This is a genomic window from Protofrankia sp. CiT1 (assembly GCF_917627335.1).
Taxonomy (GTDB): Bacteria; Actinomycetota; Actinomycetes; order Frankiales; family Frankiaceae; genus Protofrankia.
This window is the reverse complement of the sequence record NZ_CAKJTP010000001.1, coordinates 1-24,470: the sequence shown is the minus strand read 5'-3', so window position 1 is coordinate 24,470 and position 24,470 is coordinate 1. Positions and strand designations below refer to the sequence as shown.

Below are 24,470 nucleotides of genomic sequence, written 5' to 3'. Positions count from 1 at the left end.
GGCGGGGCCTGGGGGTGACGCCTCGGCCGGGCTGTACGTGACGGGACATATTGCGTTGATCATTTGGTCGTGCTGGTCGTGCTGGTCGTGCTGGTCGTGCGGGTCGTGCGGATGGGGTTGGGCGCGGGCGGCGGAGCGTTCAGGTGATCCGGGGAGAGGGCGAGGGCAGTCGGATGGGTTCGGTGACGGGTTCGTCGCGATCGGTGGAGCCGGTTTGCGCGCCGGATCGGTACTCCGTCGCGTGGGGGGGAAGAAGGTCCTCGATGCTGTCGAGGACACCGCGCGCGGTGTCGTCATTCATGTGAATCAGCTTTCCTGACCGGGGACCACGAGTTCACGACGCTTCGTCCATATTGTCTGGTTGATTATCAACGACTGCCCAATATGATTGTCCGCCGGGTGGCGCTTCTCCCCGGGTGGTGGATGTCACGTCCGGGAGCGGGCGTTCGACCTGGCTGGCGGTCGTGATTGCGGTAACGAAAGTGGATTCAAGGGGCAGACACAGCGTTGCTGTTCGGGCACACTATGGTCATGTCACGGGTCATGTCACGCATCACCGCGGCCGCTTCCGGTCGCGGGCTGTCCGGCGAAGCCGTCCCGGCTGGTGGTGGGCTTCCAGCGTCGGCCACAAACACGGTGGGCACCCGCCCGTTCGGCGTCTACGTGCATATCCCGTACTGCACGACCCGTTGCGGCTACTGTGACTTCAACACCTACACGGCCACCGAGCTCGGCCCGGGTGTCGCGATCGGGACGTTCGTCGAGACCCTTGCCGCCGAGTTCCGCTTGGCCCGCGCCGTGCTCGGCACGGCGGACGTGCCCGTCTCCACGATCTTTCTTGGTGGCGGGACGCCGACCCTGCTTCCGATCGAGGATCTCCGGTCGTTGCTTCGAATGATCGATACGGAGTTCGGTATCGCCCCGGATGCCGAGGTGACGACGGAGGCGAACCCCGAATCCGTGGACGCGAGCATGTTGGAGCAGCTGCGCGCCGCGGGCTACACGCGGGTCTCGTTCGGTATGCAGAGCGCCCGGTCACACGTGCTTGCCGCACTTGACCGCCGGCATACCCCCGGGCGGGTACCGGACGTGGTCAGCTGGGCGCGCAAGGCGGGATTCACCCATGTCAACCTTGATCTCATCTACGGCTCGCCGGGCGAATCGGATCAGGACTGGCAGGCGAGCCTGGACGCCGTGGCCGAACTCGCTCCCGATCACGTGAGCGCGTACGCCCTGACCGTCGAGGACGGTACCCGGCTGGCCCGCCGTATCCGGCGCGGCGAACTGCTCCCGCCGGACGACGACATGATGGCCGACCGCTATCAGCAGGCCGAGGAGACGCTGACCGCGGCGGGTCTGCGTTGGTATGAGATCAGTAACTGGGCCCGCGAACCCGACGCCCGCAGCCGGCACAACCTCGGCTACTGGCGCGGTCATGACTGGTGGGGTTTCGGGCCGGGGGCACACAGCCATGTCGGAGGCGTGCGCTGGTGGAACGTCCGCCATCCGGCCGCCTACAGCGCGTTGCTCGCCGGGCAGGCGAGTCCTGCCGCGGCCCGTGAGGTGCTGGACGGCGAAGCCAGGCGGATGGAGCGGGTGATGCTCGGGGTGCGGCTGGCCGACGGCCTCGCCGTTGCCGAGCTGACCGAAGCGGGCCGCGCGCGGACCGGAGCGCTTGCCGCGGACGGGCTGATCGAGCCGGTGGCGCTGGCGGCCGGACGAGTGCTACTCACGCTGCGCGGCAGGCTCCTAGCCGATACCGTCATTCGCGGCCTTCTTCCGGACTGACCGGCACCGCTGTTCCGGGCTGACGGACGCCGCTCGCCGGGGTGGGCCTTGAGTTTCCGCGCTCGGTGACGCGCTCGACCGTCTCGGCGGGAGGCCGAGACGGCTACAATTGGCACTCGAGGCAATGGAGTGCCAGGACCAAGCTGAGCTGGGTGCTGGCCTTGGTCGCCTCATGCGGTCGTGGCTGGCCTCGTCAAACGGCTTCGCCAAACGGCCTCAACGTGGCGAAGGGGTGATACGACGTGCTGGAGGAACGGCGGTTGGACGTACTGCGCGCCATCGTTGAGGACTTCGTGCTGAGCAACGAGCCGGTAGGGTCCAAAGCGTTGGCGGAGCGTCACCAACTGGGGGTCTCTCCTGCTACGGTACGTAACGATATGTCCGCGCTTGAGGAGGAAGGGTACATCACCCAGCCGCACACGAGCGCGGGGCGGATCCCTACGGACAAGGGCTACCGGCTGTTCGTCGACCGGCTGTCAGGGGTCAAACCCCTGTCGCGGGCGGAGCGGCGGGCGATCCAGAGTTTCCTTGAGGGGGCGATCGACCTCGATGACGTGGTCCGGCGGTCGGTTCGGCTGCTGGCGCAACTGACTCGCCAGGTCGCTGTCGTACAGTACCCGTCGCTGTCGTGCAGCAGCATCCGGCATATCGAGATTGTGACGATCACGCCGGCTCGACTACTGCTTGTATTGATTACCGACACCGGTAGGGTCGAGCAGCGGGTGGCCGAGGTACCCGCGCCGGTGGACGATCTGATCGTCGGCGAGCTGCGGGGAGTGCTCAACGCGGCGTTGAATGGGCGCAGGCTCGTTGACGCGCCCGACGCGGTTGCCGACCTGTCGGACGCCGCCCGCCCTGATCTGCGTCCACATCTGAACACGTTGATCGCGGTGGTGATGGAGGCGCTGGTCGACAAGCCTGAGGAACGGGTGGCGCTGGCGGGTACGGCCAACCTGACGCTGTCGGCCTTCGACTTTGCCGATACACTGCGTCCCCTTCTGGAAGCTCTGGAGGAGCAGGTTGTTCTGTTGAAACTGATCGGCGAGGTACGCGACCTCGACACCGTCACGGTACGTATTGGTCAGGAAAACAGCATGGATGCGCTACGTTCCACCTCGGTAGTGGCCACAGGATACGGTCGCGGAGCATCCGCTTTGGGCGGCCTGGGAGTGGTCGGCCCGCGGCGGATGGACTATCCAGGGGCAATGGCGGCCGTACGAGCCGTCGCCAAGTACGTGGGTGATCTTTTGGGTGCCGACTGATGGCCACCGACTACTACGAAGTGCTGGGCGTACGCCGGGACGCTTCGAACGATGAACTCAAGCGGGCGTATCGCAAGCTCGCTCGGGAGCTGCATCCCGACGTCAACCCCGACCCGGCGGCGCAGCAGCGCTTCAAGGCCGTGACCGCCGCCTACGAGGTGCTGTCCGACCCGGAGAAACGCCAGCTCGTCGATCTCGGTGGTGATCCGCTGGCTCCCGGCGGGGGAGGTGCCAACGGGGCTCCCTTCGGGGCGGGCTTCGGCGGCCTCGGCGACATCATGGATGCCTTTTTCGGTGGCGGGGCCAATCGCGGGCCGCGCTCACGGGTCCGCCGCGGCAACGACGCGCTGCTCCGCCTCGAGCTCGACCTTGCCGAGACCGCGTTCGGAGCGACCCGGGAGATCACTGTCGACACGGCGGCGGTGTGCATGACCTGCTCCGGCGAGGGAGCGGCACCGGGCAGTCACCCGGCGACCTGCTCGGTGTGCCACGGCCGCGGGGAGATCCAACAGGTGACCCGGTCGTTCCTGGGCCAGATGGTCACCTCAAGACCGTGCACCCGGTGCGGCGCGACCGGGACCGTGATCGAACATCCGTGCCGGGAATGCGGTGGCGACGGGCGGGTGCGTAAGCGGCGCAACCTGACCGTCAAGATTCCCTCGGGTGTCGAGGACGGGATGCGGATCCGGTTGTCCGGCGAAGGCGAGGTCGGACCGGGCGGCGGGCCCAATGGCGATCTTTACGTCGAGGTGCAGGAGCGTCCCCATCCGGTCTTCACCCGGGAAGGCGACGATCTCCACTGCGAGCTGCGCATCCCGATGACGGCCGCCGCCCTCGGTACCACGTGCGGGCTGGAGACCCTCGATGGCGGCGAGACTCTCACGGTCAAGCCCGGCACCCAGCCTGGGCATGTCATCACGATGAGCGGTCGAGGGGTACCGCATCTGCGTTCGGTCGGCCGTGGCCACCTGCATATCCATGTGGTGGTGGAGACGCCGACCAAGATTGATCCTGAGCAGGAGAAGCTGCTGCGGGAGCTGGCGAAGCTGCGGGACGAGGAGCAGCCGGCGGTGGTGACCAGTGGGAACGGGACCGTCGACGGGCAGGGCTTCTTCTCCAGGCTCCGCGGGGCACGTGGCACGCGGTAGATGGCTGCGGTGGGCCGGGTGGGAGCCGCTGGGGACGGGACCGGGACGGGGGGAGTCGACCGCTGACAGCGCCCCTTTTTCAGCAGGGCGTGGTGCCGGACGAACGGGAGCTGACGCTGTCCGGCCCGGAGGGCCGTCATGCGGCGACGGTCCGCCGGCTGCGTCCTGGTGAACGCGTGGATATTACCGATGGTTGTGGTGTGGTTGCTGAATGTACCGTGCTGCGCTGCCGGCGCGACGAGATCGACTGTGCGGTCGAGCGCAGGGTTGTGTATCCGGAACCCACTCCTCGGCTGGTCGTGATCCAGGCGCTGGCCAAGGGCGACCGCGGTGAGCTCGCCGTCGAGCTCATGACCGAGGTGGGGGTCGACGAGATCGTCCCGTGGTCGGCCGCCCGCTCGATCGTCCGCTGGGAGGGGGAGCGCGGTGCCCGGGCACACGCGCGTTGGTCGGCCACCGCGCGGGAGGCCGCGAAGCAGTCACGGCGGGTCTTCTGGCCCCAGCTGGCGTGCCTCGCGGACACCGCCACGGTCAGTGCCCGGATCGCGGCCGCGGACGTCGCGGTGGTCCTGCATGAGGAAGCGAGCGAACCGCTCGCCGTGGGGCTGCGGGCGGCCGGGGTGACCCCCGCCCGGCCGCGGCCCGCCGCGCCAGCGGAGGCCCAGCTGCCGGCACCGGCGGGATCGTTGGAACCGGGATCGTTGGAAATCGTGCTGGTGGTGGGGCCGGAAGGCGGGATCACCGGAAGTGAGCGTGAGGTGTTCGGCGCGGCCGGGGCCGTGCCGGCTCGGCTTGGCCGTACGGTGTTGCGGACGTCGACCGCGGGGGTTGTCGCGGCTGCGATTGTGTTCTCTCATACCTCCCGCTGGGATCGGTAGACCGACGGTGGCGCGATGCGGGTTTTCGGTATCCGACCGATGGCTGCCGAGGATCGTTAGACTAGGGGCCGTACTGACTCATGTCGTTTGAGAGGTCTCGTGGCCGCAGCCGGCCGCAACCCATGACCGATTCCATTTCCCCGTCCGACCAGCGGACCGTCACGCGCATCGTCGTCCCGGCCGTGCACAGCATGGTGAGCTTGCTGGGCCACCAGGACGAGTTGCTCCATGTCATCGAGCAGGCCTTACCGTCCGATATTTACGTCCGGGGCAACGAGATCACTATTACCGGTCAGCCGGGCGAGAACGCCTTGGCCGCCAAGCTTTTCGCCGAACTGATCGCTTTGTTGGAGTCCGGCACGGAACTGACGCCGTCCCATGTCAACCACTCGTTGTCGATGTTGCGCAGCGGCAGCGAGGAGCGGCCGGCCGAGGTTCTCACCCTCAACATCCTGTCCAGTCGGGGGCGGACGATCCGCCCGAAGACGTTGAACCAGAAGCGGTATGTGGACGCGATCGACGTCCACACGATCGTGTTCGGCATCGGCCCGGCTGGCACCGGCAAGACCTATCTGGCCATGGCCAAGGCCGTGCAGGCGTTGCAGTCCAAGCAGGTGAACCGGATCATTCTGACCCGGCCGGCGGTCGAGGCGGGGGAGCGGCTGGGTTTCCTGCCCGGCACCCTTTATGACAAGATTGATCCTTATCTGCGGCCGCTGTACGACGCCCTGCACGACATGGTCGACCCGGACTCGATCCCACGACTGATCCAGAGCGGGACCATCGAGGTCGCGCCGTTGGCGTACATGCGTGGCCGGACCCTGAACGACGCGTTCATCATCCTGGACGAGGCGCAGAACACCTCCGGTGAGCAGATGAAGATGTTCCTCACCCGGCTCGGTTTTGGCTCCAAGATCGTTGTTACCGGGGATATCACCCAGGTGGACCTGCCCAGCGGCACCCGCAGCGGTCTGCGGGTGGTCCGGGAGATTCTCGACGGCGTCGAGGACGTCCACTTCGCGACCCTGACCAGTACGGACGTGGTGCGTCACCGGCTGGTCAGTGACATTGTCGACGCCTATGCCCGCTGGGACGCGGCAAGCGCACCCAGCCCGCGGCCCGCGCAGGCCGGTCGCCGAGACCGACGATGACCAGCGCTCGACCGGCGCGGCCGGGCGCGACCGGGCGCGACCGATGGAAGCACAGGTGGATGAGACACAACCGGTGGTGTGCCGCGGGTTGTGGCGCCGGACGAGGATGGATGGCTGATGGCCGTTTTCGTAGCTAACGAATCAGGCACTGACGCCGACGAGGTCGCCCTTGTCGCACTTGCCCGGTTCGTGTTGGACGAGATGAAGGTCAACCCGCTGGCGGAGCTGTCGATCATGCTTCTGGAGCTGTCCGCCATGGAGGAGCTCCACGTCCGTTACATGGGTGAGGAGGGGCCGACCGACGTGCTGGCCTTCCCCCAGGACGACGCCTTCGACCCGTCCGCGCCCGACTCGGGTGAGGACGACCCGGCCCTGCTCCTCGGCGACGTCGTCCTGTGCCCGGAGATCGCCCGCAGGCAGGCGGCAAAGGCGGGCCACTCGACCGAGCGTGAGCTGCATCTGTTGTGCACGCACGGCATCCTGCACCTGCTCGGCTACGACCACGCCGAACCGGAGGAGGAGCGCGAGATGTGGGCTGTGCAGTCCCGCCTGCTGACATCGTGGGACGCCGCCCGGAGCGCTGGCACGCGCTGAGCGCGGCGACTGCTGAACGTAGCGACTTCCGGGCATGGCACATACTGAGCATGGTGCGGGGGAGTTGACGGGACGAGCCCATGGGCTACGGTGATGTTCCACTTCTGCTGATCGCGGTGGTTGCCGCGTTGGCCGCCGCCGGGATCGGGTGTATCGACGCGGCGCTGACCCGGGTCTCCCGAGTGTCGGTCGAGGAGTTCCTGCGGGCTGGCCGGCCACGGGCCACCCGCCTGGCCGCGATCGTCGCGGACCCCGGCCGTTATCTGGCGCTGCTGCTGTTGCTGCGGATCGTCGGAGAGATGATCACGACAGCCTGTGTGACGGTCATAGCCGTGCACACCTACGGAGCCGGTTTCGCCTCGGTCGCGCTCGGGGCGCTGGCCGGCACGCTGTTCGCGTACATCCTGGTGGGAGTGATGTTCCGGACACTGGGCCGGCAGCACGCACCGGTGGTGGCGCTCGCCACCGCGGGGCTTACCAGCTGGCTCGGCCGGATGTTCGGCCCGTTGCCCCGCCTGTTGATCGCGTTTGGCAACGCGGTGACCCCTGGGCGGGGCTACCGGGACGGTCCGTTCGCCACCGAAGCGGAACTGCGTGATCTTGTTGATCTCGCTCAGGAGCGTGACGTCATCGAGCGTGGCGAGCGCGACATGATCGCTTCTGTTTTCGAGCTCGGGGACACCCTGGTGCGCGAGGTCATGGTCCCTCGTCCCGACATGGTCCACATCGAGTCGGCGAAAACCGTCCGACAGGCCATTTCGCTGGCGTTACGCAGCGGTTTCTCACGGATCCCGGTGACCGGGGAGACCGTGGACGACGTGGTCGGGATCGCCTTCCTCAAGGACATGGTGGGCCGCGAGCGCGAGGGCTTGGACGCCCGGCCCGTTTCGGAGGTGATGCGCCCGCCAGCGCTGGTGCCCGAGAGCAAGCACGCTGACGCCCTGCTGCGGGAGATGCAGGCGTCCCGGACCCACATGGCGATCGTCATCGACGAGTACGGCGGTACCGCTGGGCTCGTGACCATCGAGGACATCCTCGAGGAGATCGTCGGAGAGATCACCGACGAATATGACACCGAGACCGCGCCGGTGGAATGGATCGGCGACGACGCGGCCAGGGTGACCGCCCGGCTGTCAGTGGACGATCTGCGCGACCTGTTCGGAACGGGCGAGCTGCCCGGATCCGGTGACGTCGAGACCGTCGGCGGGCTGCTGGCGAGCGCGTTGGGACACGTGCCGATTCCGGGAGCGACGGCGACCGTCGGTGTGCTCACGCTCACCGCCGAGAGCGCCGCCGGGCGCCGGAACCAGATCGGTACGGTGGTGGTCCGGCGGTCGTCATCTGCTGATGAGGACTCCGCTGGCGGATCCCTGGCCGACGTGGTCCGTGCCGGCGGTCATCGAGGTGGGTCCGAGCGGGCCGGCCAGGAGCGCGGGGATGAAGGCGGGGATGAGGACGCGAAACATGGTGACAGCGGCCACGGCGGGAACGCCCTCGGCCCGGTCGCGCGCCGTACCGCCTCCGGGACGCGCACATGAGGAACCCATATATGGATCACATGAGTGACCCGCGCAGGCGTGCGCATGGGTAAGGGCGAGAAAGACGAGAAGGACGAGACAGGGATGGGTGTGCCGGAGCGGGAGTCGGACGGACCGGGTTCGCGGGGGCAGAACCCGGGCGGAGCGCGTCCGGGCGCGGGCGCCGCGCCGGTTGCCCCTGGCGTGCTGGAACCAGAGGACGCAAAGCTCGTGATCCTGGCCCGGTCGGCAAGGCCGCGTGCCTACGTGCCGCGAGGCGGAACCGCCGCGGCCGAGGGTGCGGCCGTCCGTGACACCGACGGGCGAACCTACGCGGCGGCGACCGTGGAGAATGCCGACGCTCGACTGAGCGTGTCGGCGCTGCGGGCGGCGGTGGTCGCGGCGGCGTCCAGCGGTGCCCGCCGCTTCGAGGCCGCGGCGATCGTGTCCGAGCGGGTGGCGCTCCCAGCACCGGACGGCCCAGCCCCGGACGGCGAGGCACCCCCGAGCGTGCCTGGCGTGCCAGCCGCCGTGCCAGCCGTCGACGACCTGCTCGTGCTCGGTGAGTTCGGTGCCGGCGTCCCGGTGTTCCTCGCCAGCCCGGACGGGGTGGCGCGCGGCCGGGTGACAACCTAGTGGCTCTCGCCGTGGGGACTGAACCGCGGTTCCGGTCAGGGTTCGCGTGCTTTGTCGGACGTCCCAACGCGGGTAAGTCCACCCTGACCAACGCACTCGTCGGAGCCAAGGTCGCGATCACCTCCGGGCGTCCGCAGACGACCCGGCACGCCATCCGGGGTATCGTGCACCGCGCCGACGCCCAGCTTGTGCTGGTTGACACCCCCGGGCTGCACCGCCCCCGGACGCTGCTCGGCCAACGCCTCAACGACGTGGTGCGCACGACCCTGTCCGAGGTGGACGTGGTCGCCTTCTGCGTCCCGGCGAACGATCCGGTCGGTCGTGGTGACCGCTTCATCGCCGAGGAGCTCGCCCGGCTGCCCAAACGGACGCCGGTGATCGCGGTCATCACCAAGACCGATCTGGTGTCTGACCGGGACGCGCTGGGCGCCCAGCTGCTCGCGGTCTCCTCGCTGGCCGACTTCGCCGAGGTGGTACCGGTCAGCGCCGTGTCGTCGTTTCAGGTGAACCTGCTCGCGGACCTGCTGGTCGAGCGGTTGCCGGCCGGTCCGCCGCTGTATCCGGACGGTGACCTGACCGACGAGCCTGAGCAGGTGATGGTCGCCGAGCTGGTACGCGAGGCCGCTTTGGAGGGCGTGCGGGACGAGCTGCCGCACTCGCTGGCCGTCGTCGTGGAGGAGATGATCCCGCGTGCGGACCGGCCCGCTGACCGCCCGTTGCTGGACGTCCATGTGAACGTCTACGTCGAGCGGCAGAGCCAGAAGGCGATCGTCATCGGCGCGCGGGGCGCCCGTCTGAAGGACGTCGGGACGCGGGCCCGTACCCAGATCGAGGCGCTGCTGGGCACCCCGGTCTTTCTGGACCTGCACGTCAAGGTCGCCAAGGACTGGCAGCGCGATCCCCGCCAGCTCCGAAAGCTCGGCTTCTGACCGGCGCCGCCCGGTCCACACCTTCGGCCCGGTCGGCGGATAGTGACGCTCATGGCTGGCGTGCGGCGGGTGATCCCGCTGACTCTGGGGTGGGTCGAGGTGCCGTACTCGATGTCGGTGTATGGCGCCCCGGACGGCATCCGGCTGTGGGAGCCCGTCCCGGCGCTGCTGCTGGAGGTCGACGGGGGCTGGTTACTGGTCGACACCGGGCTCAACCCGGCTTTCGTCCGGGACCCGGCCCTGTGCCGTCGGTTCCACCAGGACACCGGCGTGGAGGTACGGCTCCCGGCCGGCGCCGGCGACCCGCTGGAGGGTGAACTGGGACGTGTCGGGCTCACGCTCGACCAGATCGACGCGGTTGCCGTCTCGCACCTGCACAACGACCATGCCGGTGGGCTGCGCCACTTTGCGCGGCGGAACACCCCCGTCCATATTCAGCGCCGGGAGCTTGATCACGGACTTGGCGCGCACCCGGCGCGGCTGGAGGCTGACGGCATCATCCGGGTCGACTTCGACGATCCGGCGATCGCCTGGCGGCCGGCCGACGGCGACAGCGAGATCGCCACGGGGGTGACCGCGATCCTCACCGCCGGGCACACCCCCGGTCACCAGAGTTTTGTCGTCGAGATGGATCCCGCGGTAGGCGGTGGCGGGTATGTCTTCGCGTTCGACGCCGCGGATCTGCGGGAGAACATCGACTCGGAGCGAGCGGTCGGTGGGTCGATCGGCGTTCCACCGGAGGCGACCATCGAGCCGATCCGGCGGTTGAAGGCCATCGCCTCCGCCCGCGGGCTGCGCCTGGTCCCCGGGCACGACCCGGTCGTGTGGCCGGCGCTCGTCACGGAGCTGGCTACCTGAACCCGGACCGGTCCCGGTCCGGCGCCGGGTCCCGGTCCGGCGCCGGGTCCCGGTCTGGCGCCGGGTCCGGGTCCGCGACAGCCTCGAGGAGGGCGTCCCGGTTCGCCAGGATGAAGTCCTTGAGCGCGCCGGGCTGGAGGGCGAACCGGGCCAGGTCATCGCCGCGCAGGTCGATGCGCTCGACGTCGTAGCGTCCCTTTGCCGGGTTGGTGAATTCGTCGCCCGTCCTGGCGGCAAGATTCATCGAGGTGAGCCGGCAGACGAAGAAGTGCTGGACGGTGATGCCCGGCGTGTCGCCCCCGCTGTGTCGTGTCGCGCTTGTGAGGAACACCTGCTGGACGCGGTCGACGGTAGCGCCCAGCTCCTCGGCGACCTCCCGGTGCAGGGCGGCCTCGACCGAGGTGTCCTGCTGATCGACCCCGCCGCCCACGGTGGCCCAGTAGCGGGGCTGGCCGGGCAGGCTCCGGCGGAACACGATCAGCTGCCCGCCGGAGTCGATCAGAATTGCTCTGGCGGCCCGTCGCACCACTCGCACCAGCCCATCATTGTCCGCAGCGGAGATCCATGTCCGGGTCAGCCAGGAACCCGCTACGGTTCCTGGCTGACCCGGGCCACCCCCACCCCGAGCAGGTAGGTGCCACCGAGATCCGTCCAGCCCACGTCCAGCGGGGCGGATGTCGTCAGTCGCCGGCTGTGGAGCGCACGGTCTGTGCCGGCGGTGAAGGCGTCCACCGTCCCGTTCCCGGCCCGGACGAAGGCGGGCGGCCCGACTGTCCGCCCACCGGCGTCGATGAACCGTATGAACGGCACAGCGGCGTAGGCGAGGGTTCCCGACGCCAGCCGGCAGCCGACGAACGCCCGCCCGGCCCCGTTCGGGCCAGGCGGGTAACCCTGGTCACCGTGGGATCCGTAGGTGTCCGGGTAGGTGTCCGCGTAGGTGTCGTTGCCGCCGGCGCCGGGCGCCCCATCGCACCGGACACCGAGCGCCTTCCAGAACGAGGTGGCTGTCCGCCGGTAGAGGTTGGCCGCGGGTGGGGCGCTGTCGCTGGCGCGGGTGATGAACCAGGTGACGGCCCCGTCCACGACGGCCACCGCGGGAGCGGCGTCGGTCCGCCCGCCGTAGTTCGTCCACCAGGTCACCCGGGCCGGCTGGCCGGTGGTGTCGATGGGCACGGCTGTGACGTACAGTGCGCGATCACTTCCGCGGCATCCCAGGTGCAGCGTTGATCCGACGACGACCGCGGCCTGTCCGTAACACTGTGTCCCGGGTAGGCCGAGCGGGGACCAAGCATGATCGGTATCGCCCCGCATCCAGAGATTCCCGTCGGTGCCACCCACGATGTAGGTGACCCTGCCAGCAGCCTGGATCACTGTCGGAACTGATGTGGCCTGGCCGCCCAGCGACATGGGGCGGGCCTGGTCGGACCGTTTCGCCCAGACAGCGTGATCGACGCCTACGCCAGCGACGATCGTGTACCCGGCCTGGGCCTGGGCCTGGGCTAGGCCCAGGGGCCGGCTGACGAGCGCCGCGGCAAGCTTGTTCCACAGCGGAGCGCCACGTCCGGTGACCAGATCGAATCCGGCCGTGGCGCTGTGGGCGCCGTTGCCCCCGGTGATGACGTCCCGAAATGCTGCGGCGGGTGCCTGGTACAGCTGGTCGTGGATGTCGCCGTACCCGCCCGAGCGTTGCCCGCCCGACGCCCACACGGCCGCGAGCATCCCGGCGGCGGCGGGTGCGGCGAGGCTGGTGCCACCGAAGCGCAGCCAACCGGGTGTGACCGTGCCGCCGTGGCTTTCCCAGTAGCGGCGATCATAGACGGCAAAGCCGGTTGTCGGGTCGGCATCCATGGCGAGGTCGGGCAGCGCACGTGACGCGCAGCTGGTGGCCGGTTGCCAGCCTGGTCGGGCGAACAGCGTCGAACATCCACCACCAGAGCCGGCCCAGGCCGTTTCCGATACGGTTGTGCTGGCCGGGTGGAGCATGCTCGTGCCACCTACCGCGATCGCTGACGGTGATGACGCTGGATAGCTCGCGGTGGCGGTGCCGTTGCCGCAGTCGTCGGAACCGCTGTCGCCGGATGCGGCGAAGGTGGTGACGCCCGCGGCCGCGATCGCCGCCAGCAGCGTCTCGGCGGTGCTGACGAAGGCGGCGCTGTTGTGCGGCTCGCACAGCCCCCAGGAGACGTTGAACGCCACCAGGTTCGCCGCCGGATCGGCGGCGTCGGCGCGGACCCGGTCGAGGATGTCGAGGAAGCCCTGGTCGGTGTTGGGGCCGAAATAGACGCGTTGACGCGCAGTGGGCGCAACCGCCAGCAGCGCCTCCTGACCGAGGGCGACCTCGCTGTCCCCGTCGCCGTCCCGGGCCGGGTCGTAGCCGGGTTCGCGCCCTACGCTGACCGCTGTGTAACGCCCGTTCATGACCGGGTCGGGTATGCCCGCTGCCGCCGCGTAGGCCCGCAGGTCGGCGGAGTCCCAACCGGACAGCTGAAGGCTCGCGACGGTCGGCTCCGGTCCGCCGTCGCCGCGGTGGCCGTCCGGGGCGCCATAGGCGGTACGCAGGTCAGCGCCGGTATAGCCGCTGCTCGCCGGGATGGCCGCGGCGGTGCGCGCAGGGGCCGGCACCGTCGTGGCCGCCGGTGTGCCCAGGGGGCGCAATGCCGGCCGGATCTCGTCACCGCCAACGGCGACCGAGACGAGGCCGTACAGGGACGGGGGGACGGTTGGCAGGCTCTGCGCGTAGCGCAGAGTGGGACGAGAGCGCCGGGCGCTGCCGAACAGCTGCCGGAGATGGCCTGCCTCGCCGCTGGCGGTGACGCTCCATGTCGTACTTTTGATCACACGCAGGCCCAGTTCGTCAAGCTTGTTCGCGACCGTGTCGTGGGTTGCCCGCGAGGGCAGAAACGCTCTCAGCCGGGCGGCCCGGTCCTGCGGAGATCCGGTGACTGTCCCGGCGGCCGACCGCGCGAGGCGGTCCAGGCCGGCCGGGTCGGGCGCGGTGAGATAGACGGTGACGGTCTGGGTGGCCGTGGCCGTGGTCGTGGCCGTGGCCGTGGCGATGTGGGCCTGGGCCACAATTAAGGCGAGAGCCACGTGGAAAACCGTCATTTTTTCGCTGATACATACCAGTCGTCTACATACCAGTCGTTCCCGCACCGCCAGCATTATTACTCCTGGTTCTTTTACGGATGCTGAAAGTAACTATTGCAGAGTGTGGTGGCCGGGAGCGGGCAGGCATCGCATCGCATCGCGGGTCGGCGGGCGAACGGACCACCGCCAGCCAGCCCGCCCACCGGGCGGTGGCATGTCACGATCGGCCCGAGGGGACCGTGTCCTGCCCACTTACCGGGATGCGTGCAACCATGGGTGGGTGCCGGTCTACCGTGATGAAGGCGTTGTCCTGCGAACGACGCCGCTCGCGGAGGCCGATCGCATCGTCACCGTGTTGACCCGGCGGACGGGACGGGTACGCGCGGTGGCCAAAGGGGTGCGGCGCACATCGTCCCGCTTCGGCGCCCGGTTGGAACCGGGTACCTACGTCGACCTCCAGCTGCATGAGGGGCGCTCCCTCGACACCGTCACGCAGGCCGACATCCTCAGCCCCTATGGCGCGGTGATCGCTGGTGACTACTCCCGGCACACGGCATCGGCTGTCATGCTGGAAACGGCCGAACGGCTGACCGGTGAGGAACGTCAACCGGCCATGCGGCTGTTCCTGCTCCTGGTCGGCGGTCTGCGTACCCTCGCCCAGAGTGAGCGTGCGCCGGGTCTCGTCCTGGATGCCTTTCTGCTGCGCGCCCTGGCCGTCTCGGGTTACGCAATGGCGTTGCAGGCGTGCGCGCGCTGCGGCGCGCAAGGGCACCACCAGGCGTTTTCCGTGTCGGCGGGAGGCGTAGTGTGCCCGCAGTGCCGACCGCATGGCGCGGCTTCGATGTCCCTGGCCGCCGTGCGGCTGCTGTCCGACCTGCTCACCGGCGACTGGGCCGCCGCCGACGCGAGCGAGGTCCGCACCCGGCGTGAGGCTGGTGGCTGCGTCGCGGCCTACCTGCAGTGGCATCTCGAGTACGGCTTACGCGCGCTGCCCCACCTGGAGCGGGTGTGAACCGGGCTGGGCGTGTCGTGGGTGGCGCACTCGACGAAGATGCGTCGATGATGTTTGTGGGCGCGGGAGGGACAATGATCGCGCTACCGTTGGCTGGCGGTAGAAGGGAGGTGTCCGGTGAATCGACGTAACGGGAGAGCCGGACGGTTCCGTGAGCCGCACCCGCATCCTTCCGGCGCATGCCGGCCGGAGATTCCTTCCGCGTTGATCCCGCGGCATGTTGCCATCGTCATGGATGGCAACGGCCGCTGGGCGAAAATGCGTGGCCTGCCGCGTACGAAGGGCCACGAGGCCGGTGAGGAGGCCCTCTTCGACTGCGTGGAGGGCGCGATCGAGCTGGGAGTCCGGTGGCTGTCGGTGTACGCCTTCTCCACGGAGAACTGGAAGCGTTCGCCGGACGAGGTCGCCTTCCTGATGCGCTTTACCGACGGGGTGTTCGGCAGGCGCATCGACGACATGGACTCCCTGGGAGTACGGGTCCGGTGGGCCGGCCGGCGGCCCCGCCTGTGGGGCAACGTCATCCGGCGGCTGGAGGCGGCCGAGGAGCGCACCCGCGGTAATGACCGTCTTACGCTGGCGATGTGCGTGAACTACGGCGGGCGCGCTGAGCTCGCCGATGCCGCGGCCGCCATCGCCCGCGATGTCCGTGACGGCCGGCTGCGGGCGGACCGCATCGACGAGAACACCGTCGCCCGCTATCTCGACGAGCCGGAGATGCCCGATGTCGACCTGCTGATCCGTACGTCGGGGGAGCAGCGGCTGAGTAACTTCCTGCTCTGGCAGGCAGCCTACGCGGAGTTCCTGTTCGTCGAGCGGCTGTGGCCTGACTTCGACCGTCGCGACCTGTGGGCAGCCTGCGAGGATTTCGCCAAACGGGACCGCCGGTACGGCGGGGTCGTGGGCCATCCGTCGGGAGCCCGCTCGGTGGTGCCGTGACATCTCTGGCGGGCGGCGGTCTGGCGGGCGGCCCGCGGCCGGACGGACGCGAACTGATAGAACCGTGCGGTGCTTGCTGTCATGCGGCTGCGGGTTCCGGTTGGCGAGGCCGAGGCCTTCCGCGAGCGTGCGGAACGGGTCCTGGCCGCTCTCGCCGGTGAGCGTGGCTATCGCTGGGCCCGGCTGGGCCGTGCCGTGGACGATTGCGGGCTGTGGGTGATCACATCCGAGTGGGACGGGGCAGGCGCCTGGCGCCGGGCGGTGTCGGCGTTCGCTGTCCGGTTGGAGCTGACGCCGTTGATGGTCTACGCCGTCGATGAGCCGGGCGCGTTCGAGGTACTGCTCGCCCATGACGGCGTCGCGGGCGCTGTGCGCCGGGCATCGGATCTTGCCTGACCTCTCTGCTTCAGCTCGGCCCGCGGCCCGTACGCTGGGCACCTGTCTGCCTGATCGGTACCTGCCCGCCTGATCCCCACCTGGCGCGGGTGTACGCAGGATGCGACCGCCCAGCGTCACCGATGATGCTGGGTGATAGGAAGGGAGTGCCCACGTGGCCAGTGCGTCCGACCGTATGGACACCATCGTCAGTCTGTGCAAGCGCCGTGGGCTGGTCTTCCCCTCGAGCGAGATCTACGGTGGCCTGCGGGCGTCGTGGGACTACGGCCCGCTCGGGGTGGAGCTGAAGAACAATGTCAAGCGCGCCTGGTGGAAGGCGATGGTCCAGGGCCGCGAGGACGTGGTCGGCCTCGACTCGTGTGTGATCCTCGCACGCGAGGTCTGGGAGACCAGCGGGCACGTGCAGGTCTTCGTCGACCCGCTGACCGAGTGCCTCACCTGCCACAAGCGGTTCCGTGCCGACCATCTCCAGGAAGCGTTCGAGGCCAGGCACGGCCGGCCGCCGGCCGCGCTCACCGAGGTCGCCTGCCCCAGCTGCGGCGCGCGTGGCACGTTCACCGAGCCGCGGATGTTCAACGGCCTGCTCAAGACCTACCTGGGGCCGGTCGAGGATGAGTCGGGCCTGGCGTACCTCCGGCCGGAGACAGCCCAGGGCATTTTCATCAACTACGCGAACGTGCAGGCGGCCGCCAGGCGCAAGCCGCCGTTCGGCATCGGTCAGATCGGCAAGTCCTTCCGCAACGAGATCACCCCGGGAAACTTCATCTTCCGGACCCGGGAGTTCGAACAGATGGAGATGGAGTTCTTCGTCCCGCCGGGCGAGGACGAGACCTGGCACGACTACTGGATCGACGAGCGGATGAAATGGTACCGAGACCTGGGCGTCCGGGACGAGAATCTGCGCCGTTTCGAGCACTCGAAGGAGAAGCTCTCCCACTACTCGAAGCGGACCGTCGACATCGAGTACCGGTTCAACTTCGCCGGGCTGGAATGGGGTGAGCTGGAGGGCATCGCGAACCGCACGGACTATGACCTGACCGTGCACGCGAAGGCGTCCGGCGCGGATCTGACCTATTTCGAGCAGGCCACCGGCGTCCGGTACACCCCGTATGTGATAGAGCCCGCGGCCGGGGTGGACCGTGCCACCCTGGTGTTCCTGCTGGACGCCTACGCCGAGGACACCGCGCCCAACACCAAGGGCGGGGTGGACCGCCGGGTCGTGCTCCGCCTGGACCGCCGGCTCGCCCCGGTCAAGGCGGCGGTACTCCCGCTGTCGCGCAACGCTGATCTGTCGCCGGTCGCCCGCGACCTTGCCGCCGAGCTGCGTACGCACTGGAACGTCGATTTCGACGATGCCGGCGCGATCGGGCGCCGGTACCGCCGGCAGGACGAGATCGGCACGCCGTTCTGTCTCACGGTCGACTTCGACTCACTGGCGGACCGCGCCGTCACGATCCGGGAGCGGGACACGATGGCGCAGGAGCGCGTGGCCATGGACCAGGCGGTGTCCTATCTCAACACCCGCCTCGGCCCCTGCTGACAGGTTGACATTGATGCCGCTTGAGCCGCTTGATGCCGGTTGATGCCGCGGCGCTCGCTCCCCGGGGATGATGTGTCGCCGGGGGCAGCCGACGGCCGTGTTTGCATCCCACCAGCGGTGTACGTGCCGCCGGCCGGACCGCGAGCCGCCCGCACGGCAGCTGTCACACCGGTGGCTGCGGTGACCGGGCCGGCAGCTCGAGGTCGCTCGACCCGAACCGGTCGGCCAGGAAACGGCCGTGCGACAGCAGTTGCGCGGTGTCCCCGGCCGCGGCTGCCTCGGTGACGTCACGGATGCCCGCTTCCAGCAGACCGAGCTGGTCGATGACGACCTGGCGCGGTGTGCGCCCGTCGTCCAACCGGTGTGTCTCGGCGTACTGCGCGGGCAGACCGAGGTAGACCTCCAGCGCGGTCGGCAGGTAGTCGGCGATGGTCCGCACGACCACGAACGTCTCGGGCGAACCGGCCCGCAACAGGTGCGGGCGGTCGAGTACCTCGCGCAGCGCGGCGGCGACCCGGTCCGCGGCAGCGGTGACCTCGGCCGGCGCCTGTCCAGCCAGGGCCCGCAGCTGGGCGTCGACGACCGTGCGCAGTTCGGCGGCGCTCGGCTGGGTACTCGCGGGCACCAGGCGACGGGCCGGCGCGACCAGCGCGCCGACCGCGTACAGCGCGGCAACGACCAGCGGCCACTGCGGTGACCCGACCACACCGGCGGCGGTCAGCCCAAGCCCGCCGAGCGCACCGGTGCAGCCGGCGATGTTCTTCAGCGATCCCATCCAGGCCAGCGCCTTCTCCCGGCGCCCACGGGCAGGCGGCGCCGGTGGTGGGGCCGGCCGCGGTAGCCGGAGCGGCATCACCACCAGCAGCTCCGACCGGGAACGGGCCCACCGGCGGGCATACTGGGCCCGGCGTCACTGGTAGCCACGGATGTCCTTGAACACGTCGGCCAGCGAGGACGCCCGCGCGTCGAAGGCCGCGCCACCGGTATCGGTGGCGATCGAGCGAAGATCGTCCGGACGGGCTTCGCCGAAAATGACGCAGAACGTGCGGACAGCCTGCGCGGCCGGGGGCAGGCCCCGGTAGCTGGCGCGAAACTGGCTGGCTGACAGACCGGCGTTGTTCTCGCCATCCGTCATCAGGACGATCGATGTCAGGTAGCCGGGCTCCCTGGCGATCGAGTCGGCCGCCCGGCGGTACGCATCCGCGAGCGCGGAGTAGATGGCCGTTCCCCCCTCGGCGTGCAGGCTGGCGACATACGAGCGGATCGCGGCCAGATCGGGTGAGGACGCCTCGGTGGCTGTCACGGTGAAGTCGCGTGCCCCGACGACCGCGCCGTTGAAGGTCACAAGCGTAACCTTTTCCCGGCCACGGAACCGGGTGAACCGGCCGGACAAGGACGTATCGGCACCGGCGAGCCCCGTCAGCGCGGATGTCAGGTCGGCCAGCCGCTGGCCGGCCATGGAGCCGGACACGTCCAGTACGAAGATCGCGTGTGATGGCCGGCGAAAATGATCGAAATAGGAGGTGAGCAGCTCGTCGGCGACCGCCTGGGTGGCGGGGAAGGGCAGTTCGGCCAGCGCGGTCGCGGTGAACCGCGGGTCGAGCGCGACGCCCGGGACAGCTGGCCGGCGATTGGTGTCGGCCTGTAGCCGCTGCTGGACGGCTGGGCTGCGTAACCAGTTCACCACCCGGTTGTATGCGTCCTGCCGAGCCGGGTCGAGCAGCAGCATGGGGTAGTCGGCTGTGATGATGCCGTCTTTCGGATAAATGATCGTGAGCGGTTCGCGCAGCCGACCCGAACGTTGCAGAGACAGCAGCACCGACTCGTAGTTTATTATCCCGTCGGCATCCTGGGGACGATTGACGAAGGCGTCCGCAAGCCAGCCGGAGCTGCCTGAGGTGAGCGTCTGTCCGGAGAAGAACGACGTCAGCGCGTCGGTGCGGATGTCGGATGCCTGGAGCGCGTCTGACTTCCCGGCGAGCGCGGCCGCGACGCCGACCAGCGCGCTGAAGCCGGAGTTGGACGCCGCCGGATTCGTCATGGCGTACGTCAGCTCGCCGGTGGCGACCTTCGCGGCGACATCCGCCCAGGTGACGCTGGCGGTCCCCGTCCAGCCGAACCGGGTGGCGAGCGAGGTCCGGACGCCCAGGACCACCGGTGATGTCATGGTTGGCGTGCGCGCGCTGGCCGCTGTCGCGCCACCGGGCAGCAGGCGCAGGTAGCGGTCAGAGGACAGCCAGGCCGCGTCCACGTCCGCGGTATGTTTGATGATCCTGTCGGTGGCGTCGAGCGTTCCGGCGTAGACCGGTTTCACCGTGATGCCGGTAGCCGCGCGCAAGTCGCCGAGCAGGGGTTCGATGTCGGCGAGTTCCGAGCCGGCGAGCACCCGCAGCACGCCCGGTTTACCCGGGCTGGCGCTCTGTCCCGGGCTGGCTCCCGGCCGCGTGGCGGGGGTGGAGCCGCAGGCGGTCATGACCACCATGGCCACCGCGCCCGCGCAGCTGGCGAGCAGAGCGGCAGCGCGCGCCCGGCAGCAGGAGACGCGGCGTCCGGTCACGGCCCGCCGCCAGAGATCTCCAGTTCCCCGGCCGTTACCGGGACGATCTCGGCCGGAGCGGCCGCGGCGGCCCGGTCCAGGTACGCGGTGGCTTTCCCTACTTCTTCGGACAGGGCCGACACCGTCGTGCGCATGGTCTCCAGGGCAGCGGCCTTGTAGCCGTCGATCGTGTCGATCGTGGCGTAGATGTTGGCGAACGCCTGCTGGAGAGCCTGCACCGACACTGTCGAGGAGGCCGCCTGCCCGTGGATCTCCACCGTCTGCCGCCGCAGCAGCTCCGAGGTACCGACGATGATGCGCTCGGTGGTCTCGTTCAACGCGGTGATCTGGTCGAGCACCAGTTTCTGGTTGGCCAGGGCCTGCGCGACGAGCACCGCCGTCCGCAGGGCCGCGACGGTCGTGGTGCTTGCCCGGTCCACACCTTTGATCAGCTCGAGGTTGTTGCGTCTGATCATTTCCAGGGCCAGGTACCCCTGTGCGCTGACCGCGAGCTGGGTGAGCAGGTCCTGGTGTTTCTGGCGAACGTAGAACAGGACGTCCTCGCGGAGCATCCGTGCCCGCTCCGGGTCGCCGGCCTCGATCCGGTCTATCCGGGTGACGAGCTCGGCGTCGAGGCTCGAGGCGAGCTGGGTGTACTCGCGCAGCCTGCCCATGGTGGCCCACAGGTTGTGCTTCTCCTGCTCGATCGCGGCATTGTCTCGCCGTAACTCCTCCTGCCCGTTCTGTAGCGCATGCAGGATGGCGTCCAGCTGCGCCTGCGAGGACTGGTAGGAGGCGAAGTAGTCCCGCAGGCGGTTCCCGAACGGGATCATGCCGAGCAGCTTTTTCGGGCCCAGCAGATTCACCGTGGACGGGTCGAGGTCGCCGACCACCCTGCGCAGCTCAACCAGAGAGGTCGACACCGACGACGTCGCGTCGAAGGCACCGGAACTCATCGCCCGCGTCGGTTTGTCCAGCAGCCGGTTGGACACCGCGGCTGAGGCACGGATCTCTTTCTCGCCCATCCGGTGCACGGCGGCGACCTTGGCCGTGAAGGCGGGCGAGGCCGGGTCGATGCCGACCAGCGCGTCGGCGAAGGCCACCGCCTGGCCAGCCAGCCGCGAAGCCGCCTCCGGGCTGATCGGGACGGCGGGTCCGGCCTGCTCCGGGGCGACCGGCGCGACCGGCGCGGGCGGCACCAGGACCAGCTGCGCGCCGGGGTCGCCCGCGGCCGGCGGCAGGGTGGGTGGTGGGAGGGTCATCAACCCGGCCCTTTCCGGTACTTCATCTCGATTTGACCGATCATCCGTTCGGATATCTCCGCGCTCGGTGGTTCGACGATATTGACCAGCTGCGGTGGCGGGCTGGCGCCGCGTTCGGTGGCGTACTGCCGGCCATAGCCGACGTCCGCGGTGCGGAACCCATGCCGGACAGCGAGACGCTGGAGCTCCGGGTCGGTTGTCAGCAGACGCCCGACCGCGTCGCCGGCAGGAGTGAGCGGGACGACGGTATGTTTGGCATAGATGGTCGGATTCGGGTACATCAGTACCATGTCACCGCTCAGCGAGCCGTCCTTGGCGAGCAGGTGGGCTCTGAACTGGGCCTCATAAATCATGACCATCGGCGTCTTGCCCATACCGATGGTCAGGAAGTCGTCGAACGGCTCCTGGGACGACGCATCCAGGTAGCCCTGTTTGAGGAACAGGGGCGCGAGCCGATCTGTCATACGGTCGGCCGTCCCGGTGTCGGTGACGATGTTCCCACCGTTGCTGACATAGGAGGCGATCGCCAGATAAAGGGCTGCCGAGTTCGACGTCCGTACATCCGTCGAGCTGATGAGAATGGACTTCTCGGTCCGGTAGACGCTGTTTGCGGGCAGTTGCGACCAGCGGGTGCCGTTCGCCACCAGATCGAGGTACTTACGCATGTCGAACAGGTTGTGGTCGCCCTCTCGGCTACTGACATCCGCCGCGGTCAGGAGCGTCGCGATCGGGGCGAAGGTGGCTATTGCCATCGGCGTGAAGAAGGGTACGTAGGATGCGTTGATCTTTCGATCGTGCCTGATGCGGTCCGCCTGTGGCGCATCCGCCGGGAACGCCAGGTCGAAGCCGGACAGATCGCGGGTGGTGGCGATCTCGCGCGATCCAGCGGAAGTGATCTCAAGTCTGTAGCCGGCCCGCGCGAGAGCGGCCACCACCTCCGGGTCGGCGAAGTAGGACTGTTTCTCGGATGAGATCAACGCGCGGACCTTGGTCGTGCCCGCGCTGGGGCCGGACCGGATCCGCGGGACGACGATCAGCGCGACGACGCCGAGCGCGAGCAGCCCGGCAAGCGCGAGCCCGAGAACCCGGCGACCCTGCACGGTGTCTTCCTCCTCCTCTTCGTGCCTGTTGGCCCGAGTATGTCAGCGCGCTTCATGATCGTAAGTGTCATACCCGACAGCTTCCCGGCCGGCGAGGCCCGGCGTCCGGACGAGTCCCGTTCCGCGCTCCGCTGTCAACCGGATATTCGGTATTCATGATATTTGGACCATTTTATAGTGACAAGTCGGTAATATTCTTGTTGCTGACAGTAATATATCGACTGGATGAAGTGTTTCGCTAAACATCTCTTGTGACGGCGTAGGGCGGTAACCTCCTGTGCCACTACAGGGCCAACCGGACGAACCACTGGGCGACAAGTCGGGATGGCTGCCGCGGATCCTTCGGCGGCCTGACGCGGGCCGGGGCGGCGTGCCACGGTCGATTTGGCGGCGGTCCGCGGGGACGTTCGTGGGGCGGGAGACGAGAGGGCAGCCATGGTCATCTACGTGTACGACTTCCACCAGGGAAACAAGGAGCTGAAGGATCTTCTTGGTGGCAAGGGAGCCAATCTTGCCGAGATGACGAAGATGGGCCTTCCCGTCCCGCCCGGTTTCACGATCACGACCGAGGCGTGTCGCGAATATCTTGCGCATGGCAGAGAGCCCGATGCGTTGCGTGACGAGGTGAGTGCGCATCTGCATTCCCTCGAACAGGCGATGGGAAAGAGCCTGGGGCAGGCGGACGACCCGTTGCTGGTGTCGGTGCGGTCAGGCGCGAAGTTCTCGATGCCGGGGATGATGGACACCGTTCTCAACATCGGGCTGTCGGACGCCTCGGTCGCGGGCCTCGCCAAGCAGTCGGGTTCGCAGCGTTTCGCCTGGGACTCCTACCGTCGCCTGCTGGCGATGTTCGGCCAGACGGTCCTCGGCGTGGATGGCGAGCTGTTTGACCAGGCCCTGGACGCGGCGAAGAAGGCACGGGCGACCACCAGCGATCTCGATCTCGACGAAACCGACCTGCGGGGACTGGCCGAGACCTTCAAGACGATAATTCGGGACCAGACCGGCCGGGACTTCCCGCAGGATCCCCGGGAACAGCTGGATTCCGCCATCCGCGCGGTCTTCGACTCCTGGAACGGCGGGCGCGCCCGGCTCTACCGCCGGCAGGAGCGTATTCCGGCGGATCTCGGCACCGCGGTCAACATTGTTGCCATGGTGTTCGGCAACCTGGGCATGGACTCGGGTACCGGGGTGGCTTTCACCCGGGATCCGGGCAACGGTGAACAGGGCAGCTACGGCGACTACCTACAGAATGCCCAGGGCGAGGACGTCGTCGCGGGCATTCGCAACACCCTGCCGCTCACGGCGTTGGCGTCCATCGACCCACCGGCCTACGCGCAGCTGCTCGCGATAATGACGACCCTGGAACAGCACTACCGGGACCTGTGCGACATCGAGTTCACCGTCGAGCGCAACAAGCTGTGGATGTTGCAGACAAGGGTGGGCAAGCGTACCGCGGGCGCCGCCTTCCGGATCGCGACCCAGCTTGTGGACCAGGGCCTGATCAGCATGGACGAGGCGGTGACCCGGGTCACCGGCGCCCAGCTCGCCCAGCTGATGTTCCCCCGCTTCGGGCTGGCCGGATCGGTCGAGAAAATCGCCCAGGGCATGAACGCCTCGCCCGGCGCGGCCGTCGGTCAGGTCGTCTTCGATTCGCACCGGGCCGTGGAGCTCGCGGCCGCCGGGACACCGGTGATTCTGGTGCGCCGGGAGACCACCCCCGACGACCTGGACGGCATGATCGCCGCGCAGGGTGTGCTGACATCGCGCGGTGGAAAGACTTCACACGCCGCCGTGGTCGCCCGCGGTATGGGCAGGACCTGTGTGTGCGGGGCAGAGG

Annotated in this window: 21 protein-coding genes; 15 read left to right on the top strand and 6 right to left on the bottom strand. The window is 68.7% G+C overall.

The annotated features are described in order from the left end of the window. Positions 1-543: 543 nt before the first annotated feature. From hemW to MJ785_RS00060, 10 genes are all read left to right on the top strand, one after another. Positions 544-1,788 (top strand): radical SAM family heme chaperone HemW, encoded by a 1,245-nt coding sequence (gene hemW / locus MJ785_RS00105; RefSeq protein ID WP_239308350.1) that lies wholly within the window; start codon positions 544-546, stop codon positions 1,786-1,788. 242 nt (positions 1,789-2,030) lie between these two features. Continuing rightward, positions 2,031-3,050: a heat-inducible transcriptional repressor HrcA gene (hrcA, locus tag MJ785_RS00100; RefSeq protein WP_239308351.1), complete on the top strand. Its 1,020-nt coding sequence runs from the start codon at positions 2,031-2,033 to the stop codon at positions 3,048-3,050. Continuing rightward, a complete protein-coding gene (gene dnaJ / locus MJ785_RS00095; protein ID WP_239308352.1) occupies positions 3,050-4,198 on the top strand; it encodes a molecular chaperone DnaJ in 1,149 nt (382 codons plus the stop codon). Before hrcA ends, dnaJ begins: the two co-directional genes overlap by 1 nt. A 92-nt stretch (positions 4,199-4,290) precedes the next feature. Next, positions 4,291-5,076: a 16S rRNA (uracil(1498)-N(3))-methyltransferase gene (locus tag MJ785_RS00090; RefSeq protein WP_239346241.1), complete on the top strand. Its 786-nt coding sequence runs from the start codon at positions 4,291-4,293 to the stop codon at positions 5,074-5,076. 122 nt (positions 5,077-5,198) lie between these two features. Beyond that, positions 5,199-6,227 carry a PhoH family protein gene (locus tag MJ785_RS00085; RefSeq protein WP_239308354.1) on the top strand — a complete coding sequence of 343 codons (1,029 nt, stop codon included), beginning with the start codon at positions 5,199-5,201 and terminating at the stop codon, positions 6,225-6,227. Positions 6,228-6,344: 117 nt separating this feature from the next. Then, positions 6,345-6,821, top strand: a complete 477-nt coding sequence (gene ybeY, locus MJ785_RS00080) for an rRNA maturation RNase YbeY (RefSeq protein WP_239308355.1) — start codon at positions 6,345-6,347, stop codon at positions 6,819-6,821. Positions 6,822-6,901: 80 nt separating this feature from the next. Beyond that, positions 6,902-8,359, top strand: coding sequence for a hemolysin family protein (locus tag MJ785_RS00075; RefSeq protein WP_239308356.1), 1,458 nt, complete (start codon positions 6,902-6,904; stop codon positions 8,357-8,359). Between the two features lie 84 nt (positions 8,360-8,443). Continuing rightward, entirely contained in the window at positions 8,444-8,974 is a 531-nt protein-coding gene (locus tag MJ785_RS00070) for a cytidine deaminase (protein WP_370652832.1), read from the top strand. An 11-nt stretch (positions 8,975-8,985) separates the two neighbouring features. Continuing rightward, the gene (gene era, locus MJ785_RS00065) at positions 8,986-9,903 is read left to right on the top strand and encodes a GTPase Era (protein WP_239346230.1); all 918 of its coding nucleotides are present in this window, start codon (positions 8,986-8,988) and stop codon (positions 9,901-9,903) included. A 51-nt stretch (positions 9,904-9,954) separates the two neighbouring features. Further along, entirely contained in the window at positions 9,955-10,761 is an 807-nt protein-coding gene (locus tag MJ785_RS00060) for an N-acyl homoserine lactonase family protein (protein WP_239308358.1), read from the top strand. Here MJ785_RS00060 and MJ785_RS00055 read toward each other — a convergent pair. Then, positions 10,754-11,296: an NUDIX domain-containing protein gene (locus MJ785_RS00055; RefSeq protein ID WP_239372523.1), complete on the bottom strand. Its 543-nt coding sequence runs from the start codon at positions 11,294-11,296 to the stop codon at positions 10,754-10,756. The genes MJ785_RS00060 and MJ785_RS00055 overlap by 8 nt on opposite strands. Positions 11,297-11,349: 53 nt before the next feature. Beyond that, positions 11,350-13,866, bottom strand: coding sequence for a S8 family serine peptidase (locus tag MJ785_RS00050; RefSeq protein WP_239379844.1), 2,517 nt, complete (start codon positions 13,864-13,866; stop codon positions 11,350-11,352). A gap of 262 nt (positions 13,867-14,128) precedes the next feature. Here MJ785_RS00050 and recO point away from each other — a divergent pair, with 262 nt between their 5' ends. The 4 genes from recO to MJ785_RS00030 all read left to right on the top strand — a co-directional run bounded on the left by recO (position 14,129) and on the right by MJ785_RS00030 (position 17,732). Beyond that, positions 14,129-14,860 carry a DNA repair protein RecO gene (gene recO, locus MJ785_RS00045; RefSeq protein ID WP_239308362.1) on the top strand — a complete coding sequence of 244 codons (732 nt, stop codon included), beginning with the start codon at positions 14,129-14,131 and terminating at the stop codon, positions 14,858-14,860. A gap of 117 nt (positions 14,861-14,977) precedes the next feature. Next, entirely contained in the window at positions 14,978-15,796 is an 819-nt protein-coding gene (locus MJ785_RS00040; RefSeq protein ID WP_239308363.1) for an isoprenyl transferase, read from the top strand. Positions 15,797-15,865: 69 nt separating this feature from the next. Next, positions 15,866-16,192: an antibiotic biosynthesis monooxygenase family protein gene (locus MJ785_RS00035; protein WP_239379842.1), complete on the top strand. Its 327-nt coding sequence runs from the start codon at positions 15,866-15,868 to the stop codon at positions 16,190-16,192. A gap of 175 nt (positions 16,193-16,367) precedes the next feature. After that, entirely contained in the window at positions 16,368-17,732 is a 1,365-nt protein-coding gene (locus MJ785_RS00030; RefSeq protein ID WP_239379876.1) for a glycine--tRNA ligase, read from the top strand. Between the two features lie 163 nt (positions 17,733-17,895). Here the strand turns inward: MJ785_RS00030 and MJ785_RS00025 are convergent, their stop codons facing one another. From MJ785_RS00025 to MJ785_RS00010, 4 genes are all read right to left on the bottom strand, one after another. Continuing rightward, positions 17,896-18,585, bottom strand: coding sequence for a hypothetical protein (locus MJ785_RS00025; protein WP_239308382.1), 690 nt, complete (start codon positions 18,583-18,585; stop codon positions 17,896-17,898). A gap of 57 nt (positions 18,586-18,642) precedes the next feature. Next, positions 18,643-20,214, bottom strand: a complete 1,572-nt coding sequence (locus tag MJ785_RS00020) for a VWA domain-containing protein (RefSeq protein ID WP_239379875.1) — start codon at positions 20,212-20,214, stop codon at positions 18,643-18,645. Between the two features lie 71 nt (positions 20,215-20,285). After that, on the bottom strand, positions 20,286-21,530 hold the full coding sequence (locus tag MJ785_RS00015; protein WP_239308365.1) for a toxic anion resistance protein: 1,245 nt from the start codon (positions 21,528-21,530) through the stop codon (positions 20,286-20,288). Then, positions 21,530-22,630, bottom strand: coding sequence for a hypothetical protein (locus MJ785_RS00010; protein WP_239379841.1), 1,101 nt, complete (start codon positions 22,628-22,630; stop codon positions 21,530-21,532). Before MJ785_RS00010 ends, MJ785_RS00015 begins: the two co-directional genes overlap by 1 nt. 435 nt (positions 22,631-23,065) lie before the next feature. Between MJ785_RS00010 and MJ785_RS00005 the strand changes: the two genes are divergently transcribed. Then, positions 23,066-24,470: pyruvate, phosphate dikinase (locus MJ785_RS00005; protein WP_239379836.1), on the top strand; the 1,405-nt coding region annotated here is incomplete at its 3' end.